Raw genomic sequence first — 19,503 nt, 5'->3', positions numbered from 1 at the left:
CACAACCAAGCCCGTCCGGCGATTGAGGACACACTAGGGGCAACCCCTCCCCGACGGGGCGCACCGCGTCATACGGGGCGTGCGCGAAGGCGCGGGGGAGGAAAGAGGGGGGACGGAACGACAAGGCGCGCCGCGACGGACACCGCCCGGCCCCCCGGAATGCCCGGCAAGGGCAACCGTGTTGACCGGACATGCCCGACCACACCACCACCCCGCTCCGGTACACCGCCTTCTCCGCCGACCCCGCCGGAGGCAACCCCGCCGGCGTGGTCCTCGACGCCGCCCACCTCGCCGACACCGACATGCTCGCCCTCGCGAAAGACCTCGGCTACAGCGAGACCGCGTTCCTGTCCGCCCCGCCCGACGGCCTCGGCGAGCCCGGACGCGCCTACACCGTCCGGTACTTCAGCCCCCGCGCCGAAGTACCGTTCTGCGGCCACGCCACCGTCGCCACCGCCGTGGCCCTCGCCGACCGCATCGGCCCCGGGGACCTCGTGTTCGCGACCCGGGCCGGCACCGTGCCGGTCACGGTCACCCGTACGCCGGACGGAACCTTGCGCGCCACGCTGACCAGCGTCGAGCCGTACGTCACGGACGTGGCCGACGCCGACGTCGAGGAGGCCCTCGCCGCGCTCGACTGGCCGGCCGCCGATCTCGACCCCGCCCTGCCGCCCCGTATCGCCTTCGCCGGCGCCCGCCACCTCGTGCTCGGCGCCGCGACCCGCGCCCGCCTCGCGGACCTGGCGTACGACTTCGACCGCCTCGAAAAGCTGATGCGGCGCCTCGACCTGACGACCGTTCAGCTCGTGTGGCGCGAGTCGGCGGACGTGTTCCACGTGAGGGACCCGTTCCCCGTCGGCGGCGTCGTGGAGGACCCGGCGACCGGCGCCGCCGCTGCGGCGTTCGGGGCGTACGCACGGGAGTTGGGCGTCGTACCGGACGCGGCGACCCTCACCCTGCACCAGGGCGCCGACATGGGCCGGCCCGGCGTGCTGACGGTGGAGCTGCGGGCGGGCGACGCGCGCGTCCGGGTGGGCGGCACGGGCGCCCTGATCCCCGGTGAGACCGGGGCCGACGACGGGGCACGGGCCGACCACACGAACAAAGACGCCGAGTAGGTAGCCGCCTACGCCGCCAACAGTTCCGCGATCTCCGTCAACTGCCCTTCCTCCAAAGGACCGTACGCCAGCGCCCCCGCGTTCTCCTCCGCCTGGGCCACCGACCGGAAGCCCGGTATCGGTACGGTGCGGGGGCTGCGCGCCCACAGCCAGGACAGCGCGCCCTGTGCGAGCGTGCGGCCCCCGCTGGTGAGGATCTCCCGTACGGCCTCCACCCGCGCCGACCACTCCGGCACCGGCACCCCGCCCTCACCGAACCACTGGAGCCACGCCGGCGGCACCGCGCGGATGTCACCGGCCCCGCCCCGGCCGCCGGTGCGGTACTTCTCGGTGAGCAGCCCCATCGCGAGGGGGCTGCGGTTGACGCTCGCGAGGTCGCGCTCCTCGCAGAGGGCGAGCATCGCGGGGGCGTCCAGGAGGACGTTGCACGCGTGCTGCACGGCCGTGCAATGCGGCCCGTCCGCGAAGAGCGCCGCGCGCTCGGGATCGTCGGTGCTCCACGCGTACGCGCGGATCAGCCCTTCCCGTACGAACTCCTCGCACGCGTCCCGCAGTTCGGCGGCCTGCGCCAACGGGGCGTCCGACAGGTGCAGTTGGAACAGGTCGACGCGATCCGTGCCGAGCCTCCGCAGCGACGCCGTCAGCGCCTGACGCGCGAAGGCGGGCGAAGTGTCGCTGCCGGTCACGGTCTTGGTGGACTCGTCGAAGACGTTGCCCCACTTGGTCGCGATCACGACCTCGTCGCGCCGGCCCCGCAGCGCCCGGCCGAGGACCCGTTCGCTGTGCCCGGCACCGTACACGTCCGCGGTGTCGAAGAAGGTGATACCGAGGTCGAGCGCCCGGTGGACTGCGGCGACGGACTCGTCGTCGTCCACCGCGCCCCAGCCGAGCGGATTGCCCTGGCCGTCCTGCCACTCGCCGCCGATGGCCCAGCAGCCGAAACCGAGTGCGCTGACGGTGATCCCGCCGCGTCCCAGCGGCCTGGTCTGTATCGCTGTCGCTTCCATGAAGGGGAGCGTACGAGGTGGAGTGCGGGCGAAGTCCAGGGCATGGGGAAGGAAGGCCGGGGCGTAGGGAGTCCGGGGCGCGGGGAAGGCCGGGACGTGGCCTGGGCCGCCCGGCCGCCGCCCGCGCGGGCTCAGGCCCCCTCGACCGCCGCCTTGATCCGCTGGGCGAAGGCCGGCGCGTCCTTACGGGCCGAGCTCAGCGCGACACCGACGAGGAGCTTGCCGATGCCGTGCCCCTCCAGCACGTTGTAGATCCGCACCCGCGTCCTGCCGCCCTCGATGGACTCCAGGTCGTAGCCGCCCTCGGTGGCCGTGACGGTGTTCTTGGAGGTCTCGGTCCAGCGGATCCGGGTGGGGGCCACCAGCTCCCTGATGCGGAATTCCCGCTTTGTTGTCATCCCGGCGTCCTTGACCGTGCTGAGGAAGACCGTGTCGACCCCGGTGGCGCCCTCCGGGGACTTCACGATCTGCTGCACCCGGGGGCTGAACTTCGGGTCGTTCGTACCGTCGGCAAGGAACGCGAAGACCTCCTCGATGGGACGGTCGATCTCCGTGGTCGCCTCGAACTGTCCAGCCATGATCACTCCTAAGTCGCTCAAGCAACGTGGGGCGGAAAAGACCCCGGCCCGGCGTGAACGGCAGCCCGCGGGAGCGGGCCGGTGCCGTACCCCCCATTCTCGCGGGTCCACACCCTCCCCCACCACCCGAAACGGCCGACACGCCGCCCGGGCCCCTTCCCGTAAGGGATGCCGGAGCCCGTACGGTACGGCCCGGCGGGTGAAACCGGGCCACGTGCTTCCGTTCTGGGCTTACGTTCTCCGTTTCAGCCCCATGCTCCAGTCCCTCGCTTTCGCCTTTTGGCCCCGCCTTTTACCTTCCGCCCATTTACGGCAGAGTCTTCTTCGCCGCGACCGGGGAGTCCTCCCGGTAGAAGATGTCGATGTCGACCTCTTCGCCTCCGACGATCATCGTGTCCCACGCCCCGCTCTCCAGCAGGGTCCGCAGCGTAGAGCTCTTCATCGTGCGCAGGTGGTCCTTCAGGACCGTGTCGTCGGGCATGCCGGGAATGCGCGGCGCCAAGCGGTCGCGGATCGCGCGCAGTTGGTCCATCAGCGCCTCGATGTCGGCTTCCTTGTCCAGGCCGTCCGCCGCCTCCGCGCTCTCCGCCGCCGCGATGCTCTGCGCGATCTTGTCCTTGATCGCGGAGGTGATCCCGTCCTCGTCGGTGGTCACCATCGCCTTCCAGGCGCGGCTCTTGTGCCGGTACTGGAGCATCGACATGGCCGCTTCGTGGCGTACGAAGTCGGCGTCGCGGAAGGGCCTCCCCTTCCAGCTGTTCTTCAGCGAGCGCGCCAGCGAAATGGCTGACGCCAGGCCGCTGTTGAGCCCGCGCCCCGGCCAGAAGTGGATCGCGTTGGCGGCGTCGCCGAGGAGGAATCCGTACGTTCCCGGAGTGGTCGACGTCGCCGAGTACAGGTGGGCGGTGAAGCGCGGGCGCTGCACCATGTCCAGCCGGAACGCGGTGACGGCGCTGAGGTTCCCCTCGGAGATGGCGAAGAGCGCCAGTCCCTCCGTCACCCGCTTCCACAGCGCCGAGCCCCTGACCAGCGCGGGCAGGAACAGCGTGCCGTGGGTGGAGCAGTGGAAGTCGCCGTCCTCGTCGCGGCCCATCACACAGGGGCGCGAGGCGATGCAGTCCTCGAAGACGTGCCGGACGGGGTCGATGCCGACCACTTCCTTGGCCTCCGCGTCGGTGAGGCGCATGTTCAGGAAGCCCTCTCCGCGCAGGGCGTTCAGCAGGAAGCGGTTCTGGGCGACGGTGAGCAGGACGGTCATGGGGTCGGTCAGGTCGGACTTCACCCGCAGGCCCAGCACGACGTCCTGGACGTGGTGGCCGTCCAGCGAATAGATCGACGTGTCGGCGTTGCCGAATTTGGACGTGAAATGCTCACGCGTCCGGGACCGGCCGCCCTCGCAGATGGCGAGCACATGGTCCTTGACGAGGCTGTCGTGCTGCTCGGTCGGATCGAATTTCGCGGGAACGAGGGTGATGTGCTCGGATTTCTCGTTCGCTATTTCGAGCAGTTTGTCCTCGACGTGCGCGATCCGGATGTTCCGGGGATTGAATCCGCGAATCGAATCCGGGCCGGCGGGCCACATCTCGGAATACGCCTCGGGGGTGAAAAGGCGCGCCTGGATCTCTTCGGGGAGATTCAGGTACTGGCGGCTCTGGACCGTGACGACCTGCTGCCGCCGTACGTTCCCCTGGCCCTGGTTCTTCCATACGATCCGCTCGTCCTCCTGGACCCAGCGGCCGTCGTACACCGTGATGGCCACCTGGGAGCCGAGGAAGTGCTCCAGCAGCAGGGCGAGGCTCAGTCCGACCGGTCCGCCGCCCGCGATCGTGACCTTGAGGACCGGGCCAGGTTCGACGGCCGGGGTGGAGGCGATGAGCGACTCGATCAGGGAGAGATCCATGATCGTCTCCATGGCGTCGGCGACCTCGAAACAGAACGTCTCGTCGCCGATCTTGATCAGGTCGCCGGGCCGCAGCACGTGGGAGGTCACGCGCTTCCCGTTGACCAGGGTGCCGTTGCTGCTCCCCCGGTCGTGCAGGACGTAGCCGTCGGCCTCGCGGATCACTTCGGCGTGGAAGCGGGAAGCGCTGCCGCCCGTGATGACCACGCTGTTGTCGCCCTTGCGCCCGAAGGTGATCGGCTGTTCGCCGACCGGGAAGCGTCGTCCGGCGAGAGCACCTTCACGCCCAACTATTTCGGGTGGCACAGGTGACTCCTTCTATGGTTCGTAGAGTTCGTAAAGAGGGATGGTGGAACTGCTCGGATCGGTCCGAGGGACGGCTGGGATCGAGGGGCGCCCGTCGCCTCCGAGCCGCGCCGGGCGGGGCGTCACGTAACGGGCCGGCCAGGTCCCCCCGCATGATCTGATTCCGCTTCGGAGCCGGGTCGTCCCTGTTCAGCGCATGCGCCAGGGCCTCCAGCCAGTCGGCAGCATAGCCCCCGGCCCGGCCGGTCCTGAGGCCATGTCAGCGCCCGCGCGTGGCGAGCCGTCAGGACCGGTCCGGTCCGGCCCGCGCAGGGTCGTACCGCCTCCCGGACACACGAGATCCGCGCCCGTCGCGTTCACCCGTCACTTCCCCCGCCTCCGCCTCACCGCTCACGGCCCGGCCCCGCGTCCGAGAGGGCTCGCTGAGGGGCAATCGAACACACGCCATTATTGCCCCAGGAGGGCCTGAATCGCTCCGGTCGTACGGAGGGCGGAAGGGCATCGGAAGGAGGGACGGGAATGACAGCCGAGGATGGTATAACTCCTCAGACAAGCGGAGGAGCCGTCGATGCCGTCACCCATCCGCCGCCACCCCCTGGCGGCCCAGGTCGCCGACGTCCTGCTGGAGCGTCTCCGGGCGGGCGAGTGGCCGCTCGGGCACAAGCTGCCCGGCGAGACGACCCTCGCGACCCAGCTCGGCGTCGGGCGCTCGACCCTGCGCGAGGCGATCCGTGAGCTGTCCGGCAAAGGGATCCTCGACTCCCGTCAGGGCTCCGGGGTGTACGTCACCGCGCTCGACGTGCCCGAGGACCGCGAGGCCGTCCTGCGGCACGCGTCGATCGTGTCGGTGATCGAGGCCAGGATCGCGATCGAGGCCGAGGCCGCCGGCCTCGCAGCCGCGCGCCGCACCCCGGCCGACCTGCGCACGATGCGACGGGCGCTGCGGGAGCGCCGTACGGACGGCCGGAGCATCGACGCCCACGTCGACGCGGACATGGCATTCCACCGCACGGTGGTGCTGGCGGCCCACAACGACGTCCTGACCGAACTCTTCGACGGGTTCGTCCCGCGCGTACGCACCGCGATGATCGACATGCTCAGGCTGCGGCCTCTCGCCTCCGAGGAGGCCGATCACGCGATGCACGAGGCGCTGGTACGGGCCGTCGCGGACCGCGACCCGCGGGCGGCCACGGAGTCGAGCCGCTCGCATCTGACCGCTCTGAAGGAGGCGTTCGCGTGACAGAGGCGACGGAGGCGGCGAGGCCCGGGCATGTCCCGGTGGTGGAGCTGGACGACGTGACGTTCCGGCGCGAGGGCAAGGAGATCCTGCACGGCATCAGCTTCGCCGTGCGCGAGGGGGAACACTGGGCTCTCCTCGGCCCGAACGGCGCCGGGAAGAGCACCGTGCTGGGCTTCTGCGGCGCGGTCACGCACCCGACGTCCGGAACGGTCCATGTCCTGGGCGGCCGGCTGGGCCGGGTCGAGCTGCAAGCGCTGCGCCGTGCGATCGGCCACGTGAACCCGCGCCACCCGTTGCGGTCCCCGCTGACCGTCCGCGAGGTGGTCCTGACGGGTCTCACGGGGTCGATCGAGAGCCCGCCGAGGTGGCGACCCGGGCCCGGTGACCTGGACGCGGCCGACTACCTCATCGACACCCTGGGCCTGGCGGGCCGTACGGACGCGAAGTGGCCCACCCTGTCGCAGGGGGAACGCGGGCGGGTCCTGATCGCCCGCGCCCTCGTGTGCGACCCGCGCCTGCTCCTCCTGGACGAACCGTCGACGGGCCTGGACGTGGCGGCCCGCGAACAGCTCCTCGAAACGATCGACCTGCTCGACAGCACCCATCCCACCCTCGCGTCGATCCTGGTCACCCACCACCTCGAAGAACTGCCGACCTCGACCACCCACGCCCTCCTCATCGACGACGGTCGGGTGGTCGCCTCGGGCGCGGTGGAGTCGGTCGTGACGACGGAGAACGTCTCGGCGGCCTTCCACCACCCCATCAACGTCCGGCACGAGGACGGCAGATGGGCCGCGCGGGCGGTCAGGTGGGGCGGATCGGTCCCGGTGGGGCGATCCGGACCAGGTCGGCGACCAGCTCGCTGAAGCGCGCCTCGCCCAGCGCCGCCCGCCAGGGCGCGACGGCCTCCCGGGCGGCCTGATCGGCGGCCCGGGTGGCGGCCCACCCGGTCTCGGTCAGCTCCAGCAGGCGGGCCCGGGCGTCGTGGGGGTGGGGGCGCCGGACGACGTACCCCTTGCGGACCAGTTCCTCGACGGACTGGGCGGCGGCCTGCTTGGTCACCCCGAGGTGCTCGGCCAGGTCGGCGGTGGTGGCGCCGCCCCGCGAGATGCGGACGAAGGCGAAGCCGTGCGCCGGCCGCAGATCCTCGAATCCCCGCTGGGACACGCGCGCGTGGATCTCCTGCACCAGCTGTCCGGAGAGGGCGAGTACGAGGCCGGAGAAGGCGAGCGCGTCATCCATGGGCTTGACTATAACTCGTCAATCAGCTTGTCTATATGGACAAGCCGCTTGCCCATGAGGAGGAGCACCCCCATGCCTTTCATCCGTAGCGACGAGGCCGTCGTGCACGAGATCCACGGCGTCCGGTTCGTTTCGTACGTCCGCCCCGGTACGGGCAGCCAGGACCTGGCCGCCTGGCGCGGCGAGGTCGCGGCGGGGACGGTGGCCCCGGCCCATGTGATCAGCGAGGAGGAGACGTTCTACATCCTGTCCGGCCGCCTCCGCCTCACCATCGACGCCGAAACGGCCGAACTCGGCGCGGGCGACGCGGCGGTGGCTCCGGCGGGCTCCGAGGTGGCGGTCGCCAACACCACGGACGACCCCACCCACATGTGGGTCACCACACGCACCGGACTCACGACCCGCCTGACGGACGGCACCACGATCACACCCCCGTGGGCCCACTGACCGAGAACGCGGACCGGCAGGGAAACGGCTCACCCCACCGGTCAGAGGCTCGCGAGAAGCCCGTCGAGCGGGGCGGGTACGCGGTCGAGGTCCAAGGCCTCGACCAGGACGCGGCCGTACTGAATCTTGCGCCCCTTCTTCGTCCCGAGGAAGCGCCGCAACTGCTGTGTTGAGGTACGGCCCTGCTGCGCGGGCTGACGCAGGAAGGTCTGGAGGGCACGCAGATCGCCCTCGGCCTCGACCAGTTCGGCCACCCGATCCGTCCCCAGGGCACGGATCACTTCATCCTCCAGATCAGCCGCACAAACGAAAAACTCCTCCGGAGCCGCACCGGCCCGCTCCAACCCCCGGGCATAGAACAAGACTTCCGCCTCGTCGCACAACCCCACGAGCCGCAACCCAAGCCCGGGCGGCCCAAGGAGCTGAGCAAACCGCCCCACACTCATGGCACCCCCCATGGCCAGCACACAAACACCTTGGCGGCCCAGATCCCGACCACGCCGCGCGGCCAACGCACTCACCGCGGCCTCATCGCTGGGCCCTTCCACCAGAACGACAACCCGAACCCCCACCGCCCCGGCCAACTCCCGCGCCGGCTCCCCGGAACCCCCCACATCCCACGCGCGAACCGCGTCCCGGAACATCCCCATGTCAGCCACGCCACGAGTCTCCGCCCATCCGGCCCCCGACGACAGGCAATTTCCACGGCCACGAGATCCGCTGGATACCAAGAAGGGCCCTTGACCAGGACATTCGCTGGTCGGGGGCCCTGAGTGGCAGACGAGTCGGGCTGTACGCCGGGTTCTGTCGCCCGGTTGCCTCGCGGCGGCCGGGGAGACGGCCATCCATCTAGGGCCGGCGTTGCCGCCGGCCTCGTGCGGTCTACCCGCGGACATCGGGCGGGCAGCCCTCGAGCGTCCGCGCAGGGTCTCGTTCGACGGAGACCCCTCTTGACCTTGCTCCGGGTGGGGTTTACCTAGCTGCCCAGGTCGCCCTGGGCACTGGTGGTCTCTTACACCACCGTTTCACCCTTACCGGGGGCCGAAACTCCCGGCGGTTTGTTTTCTGTGGCACTGTCCCGCGGGTCACCCCGGGTGGCCGTTAGCCATCACCCTGCCCTGTGGAGCCCGGACGTTCCTCGGCAAGATCGGAGATCTTGACGCGGCCGTCCGCCCGGCTCGTCTGCCGTGTCGACCATGTTACCCGGTGTGGCGGTCGCCCCCGCACGCTTGACCTTGTCGCGGCGTCAACGTTTCTACTGGGCGTATGCGGATCGGAGAGATCGCCGCGCTGGTCGGGGTCACCCCGCGGGCGGTACGGCACTACCACCACCGGGGCCTGCTGCCCGAGCCCGGGCGCCGGGCCAACGGTTACCGTGAGTATTCGGTACGGGACGCCGTCCTGCTCGCCCGGATCCGCCGGCTCACCGAGCTGGGGCTCGGTCTGGACGAGGTACGGGACGTGCTCGCCGACGACGCCGGGCGTGAGCTGGCCGAGGTGCTCGCGGAGCTGGACGCCGATCTGGCCCGGGAGGAGCGGGCGATCCAGGAGCGGCGCGCCAGGCTCGCCGAGCTGAGGGCGGGCCCGCTGTCCGGCGGCGTCGGGCCGGTGTCGCCCGCGTTGGCGCGGCTGCTCGGGACGCTCCCGGCCACGGACTCCCCCATGGCCGCGAAGGACCGGGAACTGCTCACGCTCTTCGACACCGCGAGCGGCGACCGGCGCGTGTACGAGGCCCTTCATCCCCTGACGCACGACACCGAAGTGCTCGCGCTCTACCGGCGGTTGGACGACCTGGCCGAGGCGCCGCGCGACGATCCGCGGATCCCGCCGCTGGCCGCGGCGATCTCGGCGGCCGTGCCCGACACGGTGATCGACGCGATGCCGGTGGAGGGGGATCCGATGGACGCGGGCTTCGGCGCCGCCCTGCTGGCCGACTTCCCGCCCGGCCAGGCGGAGGTCGTCCGCCGAATCATGGAGACGCTGACCGAGCGGGTGCGAACGCGGGGCCGGGGAGGGTGAGGGTGACGGGGATCTGGACGCGCGGAGGGAGAGGGGACCACGTGAAGGTCCGGTGGGGGTACGACGGGGTGGCGGGGCGTTCCGGCGTCGGGGCTCGTGGGGTGTGGGGAGCCGTTCTCGGGTCGGTCCCGGCGTCTCTACCGCCGTCCGTGCGGCGGCTGTTGATGCACGAGGTACGGGGCGTCGGCAGCCTGGCCCGTTGGGTCGCGCGCCGCACGCACGGGGTACGCGAGGGCGACCACGCCGCCGCGTACACCGGCCCGCAGACCGCGATGATGTACGGGCTCCTCTTCGTCTCGGTCGTCGAGACCGTGGTCCTGACCGTCCTGCTCACGCCGTGGCCCCTGGTGCACCGGATCATGCTCGTCCTCGACGTCTACACCGTGCTGGCCGTGCTCGCCCTGCATGCCGGGTGCGTGACCCGGCCCCATGTCGCGGGCGCGGACGGGTCGTTGAGGATCCGGTACGGCGCGCTCTTCGACCTCCTGATCGCCGGCGAACAGATCGCCTCGGTGCGGGTGGAGCGGCGCTATCCGAGCGGGGGGTTGGTCCAGTTCACCCCGTCGGAGGGCCAGGGCGACGACGGAAGCGTGCTGGACCTCGTGGTCGGCAGCCAGACGTCCGTACGAGTGGAGCTGACCGAGCCGGTCACGTTCGTACGGCCCCTCGGGCGAACCGGCCGGGCCCAGGTCGTCCGCTTCCACGCGGACGAGGCCGAGGAGCTGGTACGGGTGCTCCGCGCCACGCGGCCGTGACCGCGGGAGCCGGGGGCGTGGGCCGGGCGGGCGTGGGCCGGGTGGCTTCGGAGCGTCGCCTACCCTGGCGGGCGGGGCGCCCCGTCCCGTACGTCCCCGAAGGAGAACCACCGTGCTCGTGCTGCTCCCCCCGTCCGAAGGCAAGGCCGCCGCCGGGCGCGGCACGCCGCTGAAGCCGGAGTCCCTGTCGCTGCCGGGTCTCGCCGGGGCCAGGGCCGCCGTACTGGACGAGCTGGTGGAGCTGTGCGCGGCCGACGAGGACAAGGCGCGTGACGTGCTCGGCCTCACCGAGGGGCTGCGCGGCGAGATCGCGAAGAACGTCGGACTGCGGACGGCCGGCGCGCGTCCGGCCGGGGAGCTGTACACCGGCGTGCTGTACGACGCCCTCGGCCTCGCCACCCTCGACACCGCCGCGAAGCGCCGCGCCGGGAAGTCGCTGCTGGTCTTCTCCGGGCTGTGGGGTGCCGTACGGATCGGCGACCGCATCCCCCCGTACCGCTGCGCCATGGGGGTCAGGCTGCCGGGCCTCGGCGCGCTCGGCACGTACTGGCGGACGCCCATGCGGTCCGTCCTGCCCGAGGCGGCGGGCGACGGGATGGTGCTGGACCTGCGTTCGTCCGCGTACGCGGCGGCGTGGAAGCCGGAGGGCGCGCTCGCCGGGCGTACGGCGACGGTACGGGTGCTCCACGCGCAGATCGACGAGGCGACCGGGGTCGAGAAGAGGTCCGTGGTCAGCCACTTCAACAAGGCGACGAAGGGCCGACTGGTCCGGGACCTGCTGACGGCCGGGGCCCGGCCCAGGACGCCCGCGAAGCTGGTGGAGACGCTGCGGGACCTGGGGTACGTGGTGGAGGCGACGGCTCCGGCGGGGGCGGGGCGGACGTGGGCGCTGGACGTGGTGGTCAGAGAGATCCACTGAGGGGAGGGTCCGCGGAGGCCCGGCCGCGTCCGTTGCGTGGTGTGCAACGCTCGTTGCGTGGTGTGCGTACGAGGGGCAGGATGACGCCATGACCTCCCTGCTCGACCTCGCCCCCGTCATCCCCGTGGTGGTCCTCCACGACGCCGCCGACGCCGTCCCTCTCGCCCGTGCGCTCGTCGCGGGCGGGCTGCCCGCGATCGAGGTGACGCTCAGGACACCGGCCGCGCTGGACGCGATCCGCGCGATAGCCGCGGAGGTGCCGGACGCGGTGATCGGGGCGGGCACGGTCATCACCCCCGCCGGGGTGGCCGAATCGGTGGCGGCGGGCGCGCGTTTCCTGGTGAGCCCCGGGTGGACGTCGACGCTGCTGGACGCGACGCGGGAGTTCGGTGTGCCGTTCCTGCCGGGGGTGTCGACGGCGTCGGAGGTGGTGGCGCTGCTGGAGTACGGGGTGACGGAGATGAAGTTCTTCCCGGCGGAGGCGGCGGGCGGCACCGCGTACCTCAAGTCCCTGAGCAGTCCGCTCCCGCAGGTCCGGTTCTGCCCGACGGGCGGCATCACGGCGGAGTCGGCGCCGGAATATCTGGCGCTGCCGAATGTGGGGTGTGTCGGTGGTACGTGGATGATCCCGCCGGACGCGCTGGCGGGGAAGGACTGGGGGCGGGTGGAGGGGTTGGCCCGGGAGGCCTCTACGTTGCGGGTGACGCGGCGCGTCTGAGTTGTGTGGTCCGGGTGCGGCGGGGTGGTCGGGGGCCGGTGCGGGTTACTGATGTCCTCAATCGCCGGACGGGCTTGAATTGCCCCGGAGCGGCTGGGATTGGCGTCCTACTCGCCGGGATGGGCGAAGTGCAGTACGACGGAGTCCTCCAGGGCGCGGTAACCCAGGCGTTCGTACAGGGCGTTGCTCGTCAGGTTTGCCGTGTCCGTGAAGAGCAGGACCTCCTGCGCGCCCGCCTCGCGTGCGGCCCTGCTGACAGCCGCCGTTGCCGCGGCCGCGTAGCCGTGGCCGCGGTGTGCGGCGGGGGTGTAGACGGGGCCGACCCGGACCTGGCCCGCCACGAGGAGAGAGGCCGCCGCCAAGGACACCGGTTCGCCGGCGACCTCCCAGAACAACAGGCGGCCGTCCGCGACACGTTGGGCGGTCGCGGCCGAGTGGTCCGTCCCCGAGGGTTCGCCGATCTCGTCCGCGAACGCGTTCACCCACTCCACCGCGAGCGGGACGTCGTCGCCCGTGGCGTACCGGGCCCGGCCCTCGGGCGCGGGGCTGGGCGGCGTCAACTCCCCCAGCCGGAACAGCCGGAGGCCGGTCGTGCTCGCCGCCGGAGCCGCCGCCCACTCCTCGGCGAACGCCCGCGCGGCGTCCGTACCACCCTGGACACCGGTGACAGGGCCGCCGCTCGCACGCAACACGCGGGCCAGCGCCGACGCGGCGCCGGGGCGCATGGGTCCAAGGACCGGCGGACGCGGCGGCGTCTGCACAAACGCGCCCGACACCCCCTCCTCCGCCCGCTCCCGCCACCACCCGAAGCGGGCGGGCGCGGCGGGAGCGGTGCCCGCCGCGGCGGCGGCCGAGCCGTGGCGCAGCAACTCGCTCACCGTCAGCAGCACGGTGTTACGCGCCGCGTCCCGCGCGAGGTACGCACCCGCCTCGCGCCGGAACACCTCGACGTCGTCCGTCAGTTCCCAGGCCATGGCCACATGGTGGTACGCCCCCGGCCGCCCCGGCATCCGGTTTTCGCTCCGGCCGACAGCGGCAGCGGGCTCGGTCAGGGCTGTCCTACGGCCTTGTCCCAGCGACCTGCCGAGAGGTTCGTCAACTTCTAGATGGCGAAGCCTCCGTCGACGCTGATCGTCGTACCGGTGATGTAGCGGGCGTCGACGCCGGTCAAGTAGGTGACAGTGGCGGCGATGTCGTCCGGCTCGGCGTAGTGCCCCAGTGCGGTCAGCCCGCGGATCATGTCCGCGTTGGGCCCGTCGGCAGGGTTGGCATCCGTATCGGTCGGCCCCGGGTGAACGAGGTTGACGGTGATGCCTCGCGGCCCCAGATCGCGCGCCAGGCCCTTGGTCATGCCGATGAGCGCGGTCTTGCTCGTCGCGTACAGGCTGAACCCGGGAAACACCGTCCGCTCGGCCACGTTGCTGCCGATGCTGACGATGCGTCCCCCGTCGCCCATGTGCCGGGCCGCTGCCTGCGAGGCCACGTACGGCGCCCGCACGTTCACTGCCATGGTGCGGTCGAACTCCGACGGCCCGAGATCCTCCGCGGGTCCGACCAGGAACACGCCCGCGTTGTTGACGAGTATGTCGAGGCCACCGAACGTCGCCGCTGTCTCGTCCACGGCCCCGATCACCGCGGCGACGTCGGCGCTGTCAGCCAGGATCGCAAGGCCCCGACGGCCCTCCGCCTCGATCTGACCGACCACCTCGGCCGCGCTCTCCGCGTCCCGCTCATAGGTGAGCACCACATCGGCGCCTTCCCGCGCGAGCCGCAACGCCACCGCCGCGCCGATGCCACGGCTGCCGCCGGTGACCAGGGCTACTTTTCCTCTGCTCTTGTTCATGGCTCCAGCGTGATCGCTGGAGGGCAACCTGTCTGGCGGTAAACCGTCATGACGTTCCATCACCTCCCGCCCCACTCCCGGCGGGCCGCCCTCAGCGCAGGTGCGACGTGTCGTTCAGGAGTCTCAACGACGCGTTGCCGTCCGCGTAGTACGCCACGACCGACACCGACGCCGCCGAGAGTTCCATCCGGAACAGTGACTCGGGCGGTGCGCCGAGGGCCAGTCGTACCAGTTCCTTCACCGGTGTCACGTGGGTGACGACCAGGACCGTACGGCCCGCGTACCGGTCGAGGAGGCGGTCGCGGGCCGTCGCGACCCGGCGGCCCACCGTCGCGAAGCTCTCGCCGCCGCCCGTGGGGGCCACTTTCGGTGAGCTGAGCCACGCGGCGAGGTCGTCGGGGTACCGCTCCCGTACCTCCGCGAACGACATCCCCTCCCACGCCCCGAAGTCCGTCTCGCGCAGGTCGTCCTCGATCACGACCTCCAGGCCCAGCCGGTCCGCCGCCGCCTGCGCGGTCTCGCGGCAGCGCAGCAGAGGTGACGAGACGATGTCCTGGATCGTGCCGCGCGCGGCGAACGCGGCTGCCGCGGCCTCCGCCTGGCGGCGGCCGGCCGGCGACAGCTCCGGGTCCGTGCCCCCGCTGCCGGAGAAACGCTTGCTCGGGGTGAGCGCCGTCTCGCCGTGCCGGAGGAGGACGAAGGTCGCGGGCGGCCCGAGGTCGGCGGATCCGCCCCAGCCGGTGGACGTGTCGTCCTTCTCGGCCGTCCCGGACCTCTCGGGCCTTTCTGGCTCGACCACGGACTTCCCCGGCTCCGGCTTCTCGGCGTCCGCCGGGGCGGCAACAGGTGCCTCCACCGGCTCACCCCCGGACGCGGCCCCCGCGTCCAGCGCCGCCGTCGACGCCGACGCGTCCCACTGCCTGCCCTGCTTGCCCGCGTCCATCGCCTCGTTCGCCAGCCGGTCCGCGTGCTTGTTCTTCTCGCGCGGGATCCACTCGTACGTCACCCGGTCCGCCGGCAGGATCCGCGCCGCCTCCGCCGCCAGCGGCCTCATGTCCGGGTGCTTGATCTTCCAGCGGCCCGTCATCTGCTCGACGACCAGCTTGGAGTCCATCCGGACATGCACCCGGGCCTCCGGGTCGAGCGCCTTCGCCGCCGTGAGCCCCGCGATCAGGCCCTTGTACTCGGCGACGTTGTTCGTCGCGACGCCCACGTACTCGGCCGCCTCCGCGAGTGCTTCGCCGGTCCGGGGGTCGAGGACCACCGCACCGTAACCGGCGGGCCCCGGATTGCCCCGCGAGCCGCCGTCCGCCTCCACGTAGAAGGTGGGTGCGGGGGGCGGGGTGGTTCCTGTCGTCGGCACTGTCATGGGCTAGAGGCCCGAATCTGCGGTACGGACCAGGATCCGGCGGCAGTTCTCGCAGCGCCACACCGCGTCGCGCGGGGCTGCCTTGACCTCGTTCACCTCGGTGATGTTGAGCTCCAGCTGGCAGCCCTCGCAGCGCCGCCGGTAGAGGCGGGCCGCGCCCACCCCGCCCTGCTGGGTGCGCAGCTTCTCGTACAGCTTGAGGAGGTCGGCGGGGAGCGTCCCGGCGACGACCTCGCGCTCCTTGGTGACCGTCGCCGCCTCGGCGTCCAGCCCCTCCGTGGCCGCGTCGCGGCGCACGATCGCGTCGTCGGTCCTGGCCTGGACGGAGGAGACACGTTCCGTCAGCTCGGCGACCCGCTCCTGCGCGGACTCGCGGCGCTCCATCACTTCGAGGACGACGTCCTCCAGGTCTCCCTGCCGCTTGGCGAGCGAGACGATCTCGCGCTGGAGGCTCTCCAGGTCCTTGGACGAGCTGACCGTGCCGGAGTCGAGGCGCTGCTGGTCGCGTACGGCGCGCTGGCGCACCTGGTCGACGTCCTGCTCGGCCTTGGTCTGCTCGCGGGCGGTGTCGCTCTCCTCGGTCTGCGAGGCGACGAGCAGGTCCTTCAGCTGGGCGAGGTCCTTGGTGAGCGACTCGATCTCGGCGTGCTCGGGCAGCGAGCCACGCTTGTGGTCGAGCTGCGACAGCCGCAGGTCGAGGGCCTGGACGTCGAGGAGGCGGATCTGGTCGGCGGGGTCGGCGTTCAGTTGGGGGCTCCTGAGGAGAGGTGGGCGGACCAGGGGTCGGTGACCGTCTTCGAGACGTGGACCCGCAGGTCCCAGCCGTTGCGGTCGGAGATCTCGTCGAGCTGGGCGGCGGCCTGCTCGCACCAGGGCCATTCGGTGGCCCAGTGCGCGGCGTCGACCAGTCCCAGCGGCGAGTGGTGGGTGGCCTCCGAGACCGGGTGGTGGCGCAGGTCGGCGGTGAGGAACACGTCCACACCCGCGGCTCTGACCTGGTCGAAGAGGCTGTCGCCCGAGCCGCCGCTGACGGCGACGGTACGGACGAGCGCATCCGGGTCGCCGGCGATCCTGATGCCCTGCGCGGTGGCGGGCAGCCGGTGGGCGACGCGCGCGGCGAAGTCGCGCAGGGTGGCGGGCCGGTCGAGTTCGCAGACCCGGCCGAGGCCCCGGCGGCCCGCCGGGTCGGTCGGGTCCGGTACGAGGGGTCGTACGATCCGCAGGTCCAGCGCGCCCGCGAGGGCGTCGGAGACGCCGGGGTCGGCGCTGTCGGCGTTGGTGTGCGCGACGTGCAGGGCGATGTCGTGCCGGATGAGGGTGTGGACGACACGACCCTTGAAGGTGGACGCCGCGACCGTCGTCGTACCGCGCAGATAGAGCGGGTGGTGCGTGACGATCAGCTCGGCGCCCAGCTTCACCGCCTCTTCGACGATGTCCTGGACGGGGTCGACCGCGAACAGGACCCGGGTCACGGACGCGTCGGGGTCACCGCAGACCGTGCCGACGGCATCCCACTGCTCGGCACGCTCGGGGGGCCAGAGGGTGTCGAGCGAGGCGAGGACTTCGGACAGTCGGGGCACGGGGAAAGGCTACCTGCCCGCCGTGCCCCGCCGAACGTGCCGTGGGAGGGCCCACCGGCCACGCCGTGGGACGCCCCGCGGAGCCGTACCGCGTGGGTCGTACCGAGCGAGTCGCCCGGGGAGCCGTACCGCACGAGTCGTACCGCGGAGTCGCCCTGCGGAGCCGTACGCGGAGTCACCCGCGATCACTTGGCGAGGTAGCCCCGCAGGTCGTCCAGGACCAGGTCCGCCGCCGTGACGCCGAGGCCCAGGTACCACGTCTCGTCGTCGACGTTCTCGACATGGCCGCTCTTGACCGCCGCGAGGTTCTTCCACAGCGGGCTGGAGGTCGCCGCCGCCTCGTCGGTCTTCGACGGGTCGCCGAAGGTGGCCCAGAAGATCCAGTCGGCGTCGGCGTCGTCGATCTTCTCGGGACTGATCTCGACCGCGAGGTCCTGGATCTGCTGGTTCTTGGGCCTCGGGAGTCCGGCGTCCTTGAGGATCGTGCCGATGAACGAGCTCTCCGCGTACAGCCGCAGCTGTCCCGGGCGGAAGCGGACCATCGAGATGGTGGGCCTGTCGGTGCCGAGGGCCGTGTCGAGCGCCGCGACCCTCTTCTCGTAGTCGGCCAGCTTGGCCTGGGCCTCGGCCAGTTTGTCGAGCGCCTTGGCGTTGAGGAGGTAGTTCTCCTTCCAGGTGAAGCCGGGCCGGATGGAGAAGACCGTCGGGGCGATCTTGGCCAGTTCGTCGTACTTGTCCGCCGCGCGCAGCTGGCTGCCCAGGATGAGATCGGGCTTGAGGGCCGCGATGGCCTCCAGGTTGAGGCCGCTGATCGTGCCGACGCTCTTGGGGTTACCAGCCTGCTTCACGAGGTAGGCGGGCAGTTTGTCGCCGGGCTGGGTGGCCGCCCAGCCGACCGGCTCGATGCCGAGCGAGACAACGTTGTCGAATTCACCCACGTCCAGCACGACCACCCGCTGGGGGCGCGCCTTGATCACGGTCGTACCCATCGCGTGGGTGATCGTGCGCGGGAACTCCCCCGGCTTGGCGTCCGTCCCGAAGGCCGCGGTCTTCTTCGCCGCGCCGGCGAAGTCCTCGCCGCCGGTGGCGACGGCGGCCTTGCCGGCGGCGTCGGCCTTGGCCCCGCGTCCGGCCCCGGCGCCGGACCCGCTGCCCGAGGACGTGTCGGAGGAACCGCCGCCGCACGCCGCGAGGGTGAGGGCGGCGGCGAGAGCGACCACGGCGGCTGCGCCACGGCGTCGCACGGACAGTCGTACGGACATCTGCGTGCTCCAGGGGGAGAGAAAACGATTCGCTTAGGCGAGCCTTACCTTATCCATCGCGACCGCCGACAGCACAACCACCCCCTCCATCTCAGGCGAATCCCCCCATCGCCACCCTTATGTATGAAGAGGCGGTTCTCGCGTTGTTCGGCAGGAAGTGCGATGGCTAGCTTCGTCGCCGGAGGTGACCAACCGATGACGTTCTGTGCCATCGAGAAGGCGACGGAGGACGGAGCGGTGCGGCGCAACCCGTTCGCGATCACGGCGGACGGCACCTACGCCGCCCGGCTTGCGCTCGGGAGGGGCGGGGCCGACGCGTGGTTCGCGGAGCGCTGGACGCTGGACGGGCACGAGCCCTACGCCGTGCCGCTCCCCCTCGACCAGCCGGAGGAGCCGGACACGGACGTGGTCCCGCTGACCGACGGACGGGTGCTGGTACGGCGCCGCGTGGCGGACCGGCACGACTTCTCGCTGCTGTACCCGACGGGCCCCGGAACGGGCCAACTGCCCCTGGGTTTCCTCGCGTACGACGAGGGCCCCGACGCCGGGGAGCTGACGGTCCTGCCGCCGTCGCCGGACGGCCGCCGCGTCCACGCCCTGCGGGCGGGGGCCCGTACGACGACGGTCTGGCAGGTGGCGGGCGGCACGTCCGGCCCCGAGCGGGTCGCGGAGGTGGCCGGCCACTGCTCGGGGGGCGTCTGGCTGGACCGTACGGGACGGTTCCTCGCCCTCGACCGGGAGCGGGACGGCGTGGTGAAGGCCGTGGCCGTCGACCTCGAACGGGGCGGTGAGGTCACGGAGTTGCTCCGGATCACCGAGGAGAGCAACGACCGGCTGGTGCTCGCGGATCCCGACAGCGGGCTGCTGCTGATCCGGTCGGACGCGGCGGGCCACGACCGGCTGGGCTGGGGGGTGTGGGGCAGCGAGCTGCCGGCGCGCTTCCCCGACTGCCTGCGGCTGGCGGACTGCGCGGTGACCCCGTTCGCCGTACAGCCGGGGCAGGTACTCATGCCCGAGAGCTGCGCGGTGGCGCTGCGGATCGACGGGGCGGCGGGCAGCTGGCTGGGCGTGTGGCGCCCGGCTGGGCGTCAACTGCATCAACGGGCGGCCCCTGAGGGGTGGGTGGCGGGGGCGGGGCTGTGGACCCCGGACGGCGGGCTGCGGCTCCCGTACGCGACGGCGGCGGTCCCGTGCGGGGTG

20 protein-coding genes and 1 other RNA gene are annotated in these 19,503 nt (G+C 71.8%); 9 read left to right on the top strand and 12 right to left on the bottom strand.

Going from position 1 to position 19,503, the window contains the following annotated elements; translation table 11 throughout:
* Nucleotides 1–191: 191 nt before the first annotated feature.
* Nucleotides 192–1,118 carry a PhzF family phenazine biosynthesis isomerase gene (locus tag GT042_RS22085; protein WP_161310463.1) on the top strand — a complete coding sequence of 309 codons (927 nt, stop codon included), beginning with the start codon at nucleotides 192–194 and terminating at the stop codon, nucleotides 1,116–1,118.
* 8 nt (nucleotides 1,119–1,126) lie between these two features.
* Here GT042_RS22085 and GT042_RS22080 read toward each other — a convergent pair whose 3' ends face one another.
* The 3 genes from GT042_RS22080 to GT042_RS22070 all read right to left on the bottom strand — a co-directional run bounded on the left by GT042_RS22080 (nucleotide 1,127) and on the right by GT042_RS22070 (nucleotide 4,909).
* The gene (locus GT042_RS22080) at nucleotides 1,127–2,125 is read right to left on the bottom strand and encodes an aldo/keto reductase (RefSeq protein ID WP_161310462.1); all 999 of its coding nucleotides are present in this window, start codon (nucleotides 2,123–2,125) and stop codon (nucleotides 1,127–1,129) included.
* A gap of 131 nt (nucleotides 2,126–2,256) precedes the next feature.
* Nucleotides 2,257–2,703: an SRPBCC family protein gene (locus GT042_RS22075; protein WP_161310461.1), complete on the bottom strand. Its 447-nt coding sequence runs from the start codon at nucleotides 2,701–2,703 to the stop codon at nucleotides 2,257–2,259.
* A gap of 307 nt (nucleotides 2,704–3,010) precedes the next feature.
* Complete coding sequence (locus GT042_RS22070) at nucleotides 3,011–4,909, bottom strand: FHA domain-containing protein (protein ID WP_161310460.1); 1,899 nt, start codon at nucleotides 4,907–4,909, stop codon at nucleotides 3,011–3,013.
* Nucleotides 4,910–5,477: 568 nt separating this feature from the next.
* Between GT042_RS22070 and GT042_RS22065 the strand changes: the two genes are divergently transcribed.
* Together GT042_RS22065 and GT042_RS22060 are read left to right on the top strand one after the other, a co-directional pair.
* Nucleotides 5,478–6,149: an FCD domain-containing protein gene (locus GT042_RS22065; protein ID WP_161310459.1), complete on the top strand. Its 672-nt coding sequence runs from the start codon at nucleotides 5,478–5,480 to the stop codon at nucleotides 6,147–6,149.
* Entirely contained in the window at nucleotides 6,146–7,015 is an 870-nt protein-coding gene (locus GT042_RS22060) for an ATP-binding cassette domain-containing protein (protein WP_161310458.1), read from the top strand. The genes GT042_RS22065 and GT042_RS22060 overlap by 4 nt, the downstream gene beginning before the upstream one ends.
* On the opposite strand, the gene GT042_RS22055 is transcribed toward GT042_RS22060, so the two are convergent.
* A complete protein-coding gene (locus tag GT042_RS22055; RefSeq protein WP_161310457.1) occupies nucleotides 6,954–7,391 on the bottom strand; it encodes a MarR family winged helix-turn-helix transcriptional regulator in 438 nt (145 codons plus the stop codon). The two genes, GT042_RS22060 and GT042_RS22055, sit on opposite strands and share 62 nt — an antisense overlap.
* A gap of 72 nt (nucleotides 7,392–7,463) precedes the next feature.
* On the opposite strand from GT042_RS22055, the gene GT042_RS22050 reads away from it, so the two are divergent.
* The gene (locus GT042_RS22050; RefSeq protein ID WP_161310456.1) at nucleotides 7,464–7,838 is read left to right on the top strand and encodes a cupin domain-containing protein; all 375 of its coding nucleotides are present in this window, start codon (nucleotides 7,464–7,466) and stop codon (nucleotides 7,836–7,838) included.
* A 41-nt stretch (nucleotides 7,839–7,879) separates the two neighbouring features.
* Here the strand turns inward: GT042_RS22050 and GT042_RS22045 are convergent, their stop codons facing one another.
* Together GT042_RS22045 and rnpB are read right to left on the bottom strand one after the other, a co-directional pair.
* A complete protein-coding gene (locus tag GT042_RS22045; protein ID WP_161310455.1) occupies nucleotides 7,880–8,497 on the bottom strand; it encodes a TOPRIM nucleotidyl transferase/hydrolase domain-containing protein in 618 nt (205 codons plus the stop codon).
* Nucleotides 8,498–8,615: 118 nt separating this feature from the next.
* An RNA gene (gene rnpB / locus GT042_RS22040) (RNase P RNA component class A) lies at nucleotides 8,616–9,019 on the bottom strand.
* An 85-nt stretch (nucleotides 9,020–9,104) separates the two neighbouring features.
* Between rnpB and GT042_RS22035 the strand changes: the two genes are divergently transcribed.
* The 4 genes from GT042_RS22035 (at nucleotide 9,105) to GT042_RS22020 (ending at nucleotide 12,249) form a co-directional block, all read left to right on the top strand.
* The gene (locus GT042_RS22035; protein ID WP_161310454.1) at nucleotides 9,105–9,857 is read left to right on the top strand and encodes a MerR family transcriptional regulator; all 753 of its coding nucleotides are present in this window, start codon (nucleotides 9,105–9,107) and stop codon (nucleotides 9,855–9,857) included.
* A 149-nt stretch (nucleotides 9,858–10,006) separates the two neighbouring features.
* Nucleotides 10,007–10,612 carry a hypothetical protein gene (locus tag GT042_RS22030; protein ID WP_345943860.1) on the top strand — a complete coding sequence of 202 codons (606 nt, stop codon included), beginning with the start codon at nucleotides 10,007–10,009 and terminating at the stop codon, nucleotides 10,610–10,612.
* A gap of 112 nt (nucleotides 10,613–10,724) precedes the next feature.
* The gene (yaaA, locus tag GT042_RS22025; protein ID WP_161310453.1) at nucleotides 10,725–11,531 is read left to right on the top strand and encodes a peroxide stress protein YaaA; all 807 of its coding nucleotides are present in this window, start codon (nucleotides 10,725–10,727) and stop codon (nucleotides 11,529–11,531) included.
* Between the two features lie 88 nt (nucleotides 11,532–11,619).
* Nucleotides 11,620–12,249, top strand: a complete 630-nt coding sequence (locus GT042_RS22020) for a bifunctional 4-hydroxy-2-oxoglutarate aldolase/2-dehydro-3-deoxy-phosphogluconate aldolase (RefSeq protein WP_161310452.1) — start codon at nucleotides 11,620–11,622, stop codon at nucleotides 12,247–12,249.
* 107 nt (nucleotides 12,250–12,356) lie between these two features.
* Here the strand turns inward: GT042_RS22020 and GT042_RS22015 are convergent, their stop codons facing one another.
* The 6 genes from GT042_RS22015 to GT042_RS21990 all read right to left on the bottom strand — a co-directional run bounded on the left by GT042_RS22015 (nucleotide 12,357) and on the right by GT042_RS21990 (nucleotide 18,291).
* Nucleotides 12,357–13,223: a GNAT family N-acetyltransferase gene (locus GT042_RS22015; protein WP_161310451.1), complete on the bottom strand. Its 867-nt coding sequence runs from the start codon at nucleotides 13,221–13,223 to the stop codon at nucleotides 12,357–12,359.
* A 128-nt stretch (nucleotides 13,224–13,351) separates the two neighbouring features.
* Nucleotides 13,352–14,092, bottom strand: coding sequence for a 3-oxoacyl-ACP reductase family protein (locus tag GT042_RS22010; protein WP_161310450.1), 741 nt, complete (start codon nucleotides 14,090–14,092; stop codon nucleotides 13,352–13,354).
* Between the two features lie 91 nt (nucleotides 14,093–14,183).
* Nucleotides 14,184–15,461, bottom strand: a complete 1,278-nt coding sequence (locus GT042_RS22005; protein WP_161310449.1) for a bifunctional RNase H/acid phosphatase — start codon at nucleotides 15,459–15,461, stop codon at nucleotides 14,184–14,186.
* A gap of 3 nt (nucleotides 15,462–15,464) precedes the next feature.
* Nucleotides 15,465–16,208 (bottom strand): C4-type zinc ribbon domain-containing protein, encoded by a 744-nt coding sequence (locus tag GT042_RS22000; RefSeq protein WP_237531053.1) that lies wholly within the window; start codon nucleotides 16,206–16,208, stop codon nucleotides 15,465–15,467.
* A complete protein-coding gene (locus tag GT042_RS21995; RefSeq protein ID WP_161310448.1) occupies nucleotides 16,205–17,041 on the bottom strand; it encodes a Nif3-like dinuclear metal center hexameric protein in 837 nt (278 codons plus the stop codon). The genes GT042_RS22000 and GT042_RS21995 overlap by 4 nt, the downstream gene beginning before the upstream one ends.
* 185 nt (nucleotides 17,042–17,226) lie before the next feature.
* Entirely contained in the window at nucleotides 17,227–18,291 is a 1,065-nt protein-coding gene (locus tag GT042_RS21990; RefSeq protein WP_161310464.1) for an iron-siderophore ABC transporter substrate-binding protein, read from the bottom strand.
* A 207-nt stretch (nucleotides 18,292–18,498) separates the two neighbouring features.
* Here GT042_RS21990 and GT042_RS21985 point away from each other — a divergent pair.
* On the top strand, nucleotides 18,499–19,503 hold a 1,005-nt coding region (locus GT042_RS21985), incomplete at its 3' end, for a hypothetical protein (RefSeq protein ID WP_202533412.1).

The organism is Streptomyces sp. SID3212 (assembly GCF_009865405.1).
In the GTDB taxonomy this organism is placed as follows: domain Bacteria; phylum Actinomycetota; class Actinomycetes; order Streptomycetales; family Streptomycetaceae; genus Streptomyces.
Note: the sequence above shows the minus strand (reverse complement) of the source record. Positions and strands in the feature narration are given on the sequence as shown.

What these genes read in the sequence shown, in the direction of transcription:
- GT042_RS22020 (WP_161310452.1), top strand. Translation starts at nt 11,620, where the DNA reads ATGACCTCCCTGCTCGACCTCGCCCCCGTCATCCCCGTGGTGGTCCTC.
- GT042_RS22065 (WP_161310459.1), top strand. Translation starts at nt 5,478, where the DNA reads ATGCCGTCACCCATCCGCCGCCACCCCCTGGCGGCCCAGGTCGCCGAC.
- GT042_RS22075 (WP_161310461.1), bottom strand. Translation starts at nt 2,703, where the DNA reads ATGGCTGGACAGTTCGAGGCGACCACGGAGATCGACCGTCCCATCGAG.
- GT042_RS22050 (WP_161310456.1), top strand. Translation starts at nt 7,464, where the DNA reads ATGCCTTTCATCCGTAGCGACGAGGCCGTCGTGCACGAGATCCACGGC.
- GT042_RS22010 (WP_161310450.1), bottom strand. Translation starts at nt 14,092, where the DNA reads ATGAACAAGAGCAGAGGAAAAGTAGCCCTGGTCACCGGCGGCAGCCGT.
- GT042_RS22035 (WP_161310454.1), top strand. Translation starts at nt 9,105, where the DNA reads ATGCGGATCGGAGAGATCGCCGCGCTGGTCGGGGTCACCCCGCGGGCG.
- GT042_RS22085 (WP_161310463.1), top strand. Translation starts at nt 192, where the DNA reads ATGCCCGACCACACCACCACCCCGCTCCGGTACACCGCCTTCTCCGCC.
- GT042_RS22005 (WP_161310449.1), bottom strand. Translation starts at nt 15,461, where the DNA reads ATGACAGTGCCGACGACAGGAACCACCCCGCCCCCCGCACCCACCTTC.
- GT042_RS22015 (WP_161310451.1), bottom strand. Translation starts at nt 13,223, where the DNA reads ATGGCCTGGGAACTGACGGACGACGTCGAGGTGTTCCGGCGCGAGGCG.
- GT042_RS22055 (WP_161310457.1), bottom strand. Translation starts at nt 7,391, where the DNA reads ATGGATGACGCGCTCGCCTTCTCCGGCCTCGTACTCGCCCTCTCCGGA.
- GT042_RS22080 (WP_161310462.1), bottom strand. Translation starts at nt 2,125, where the DNA reads ATGGAAGCGACAGCGATACAGACCAGGCCGCTGGGACGCGGCGGGATC.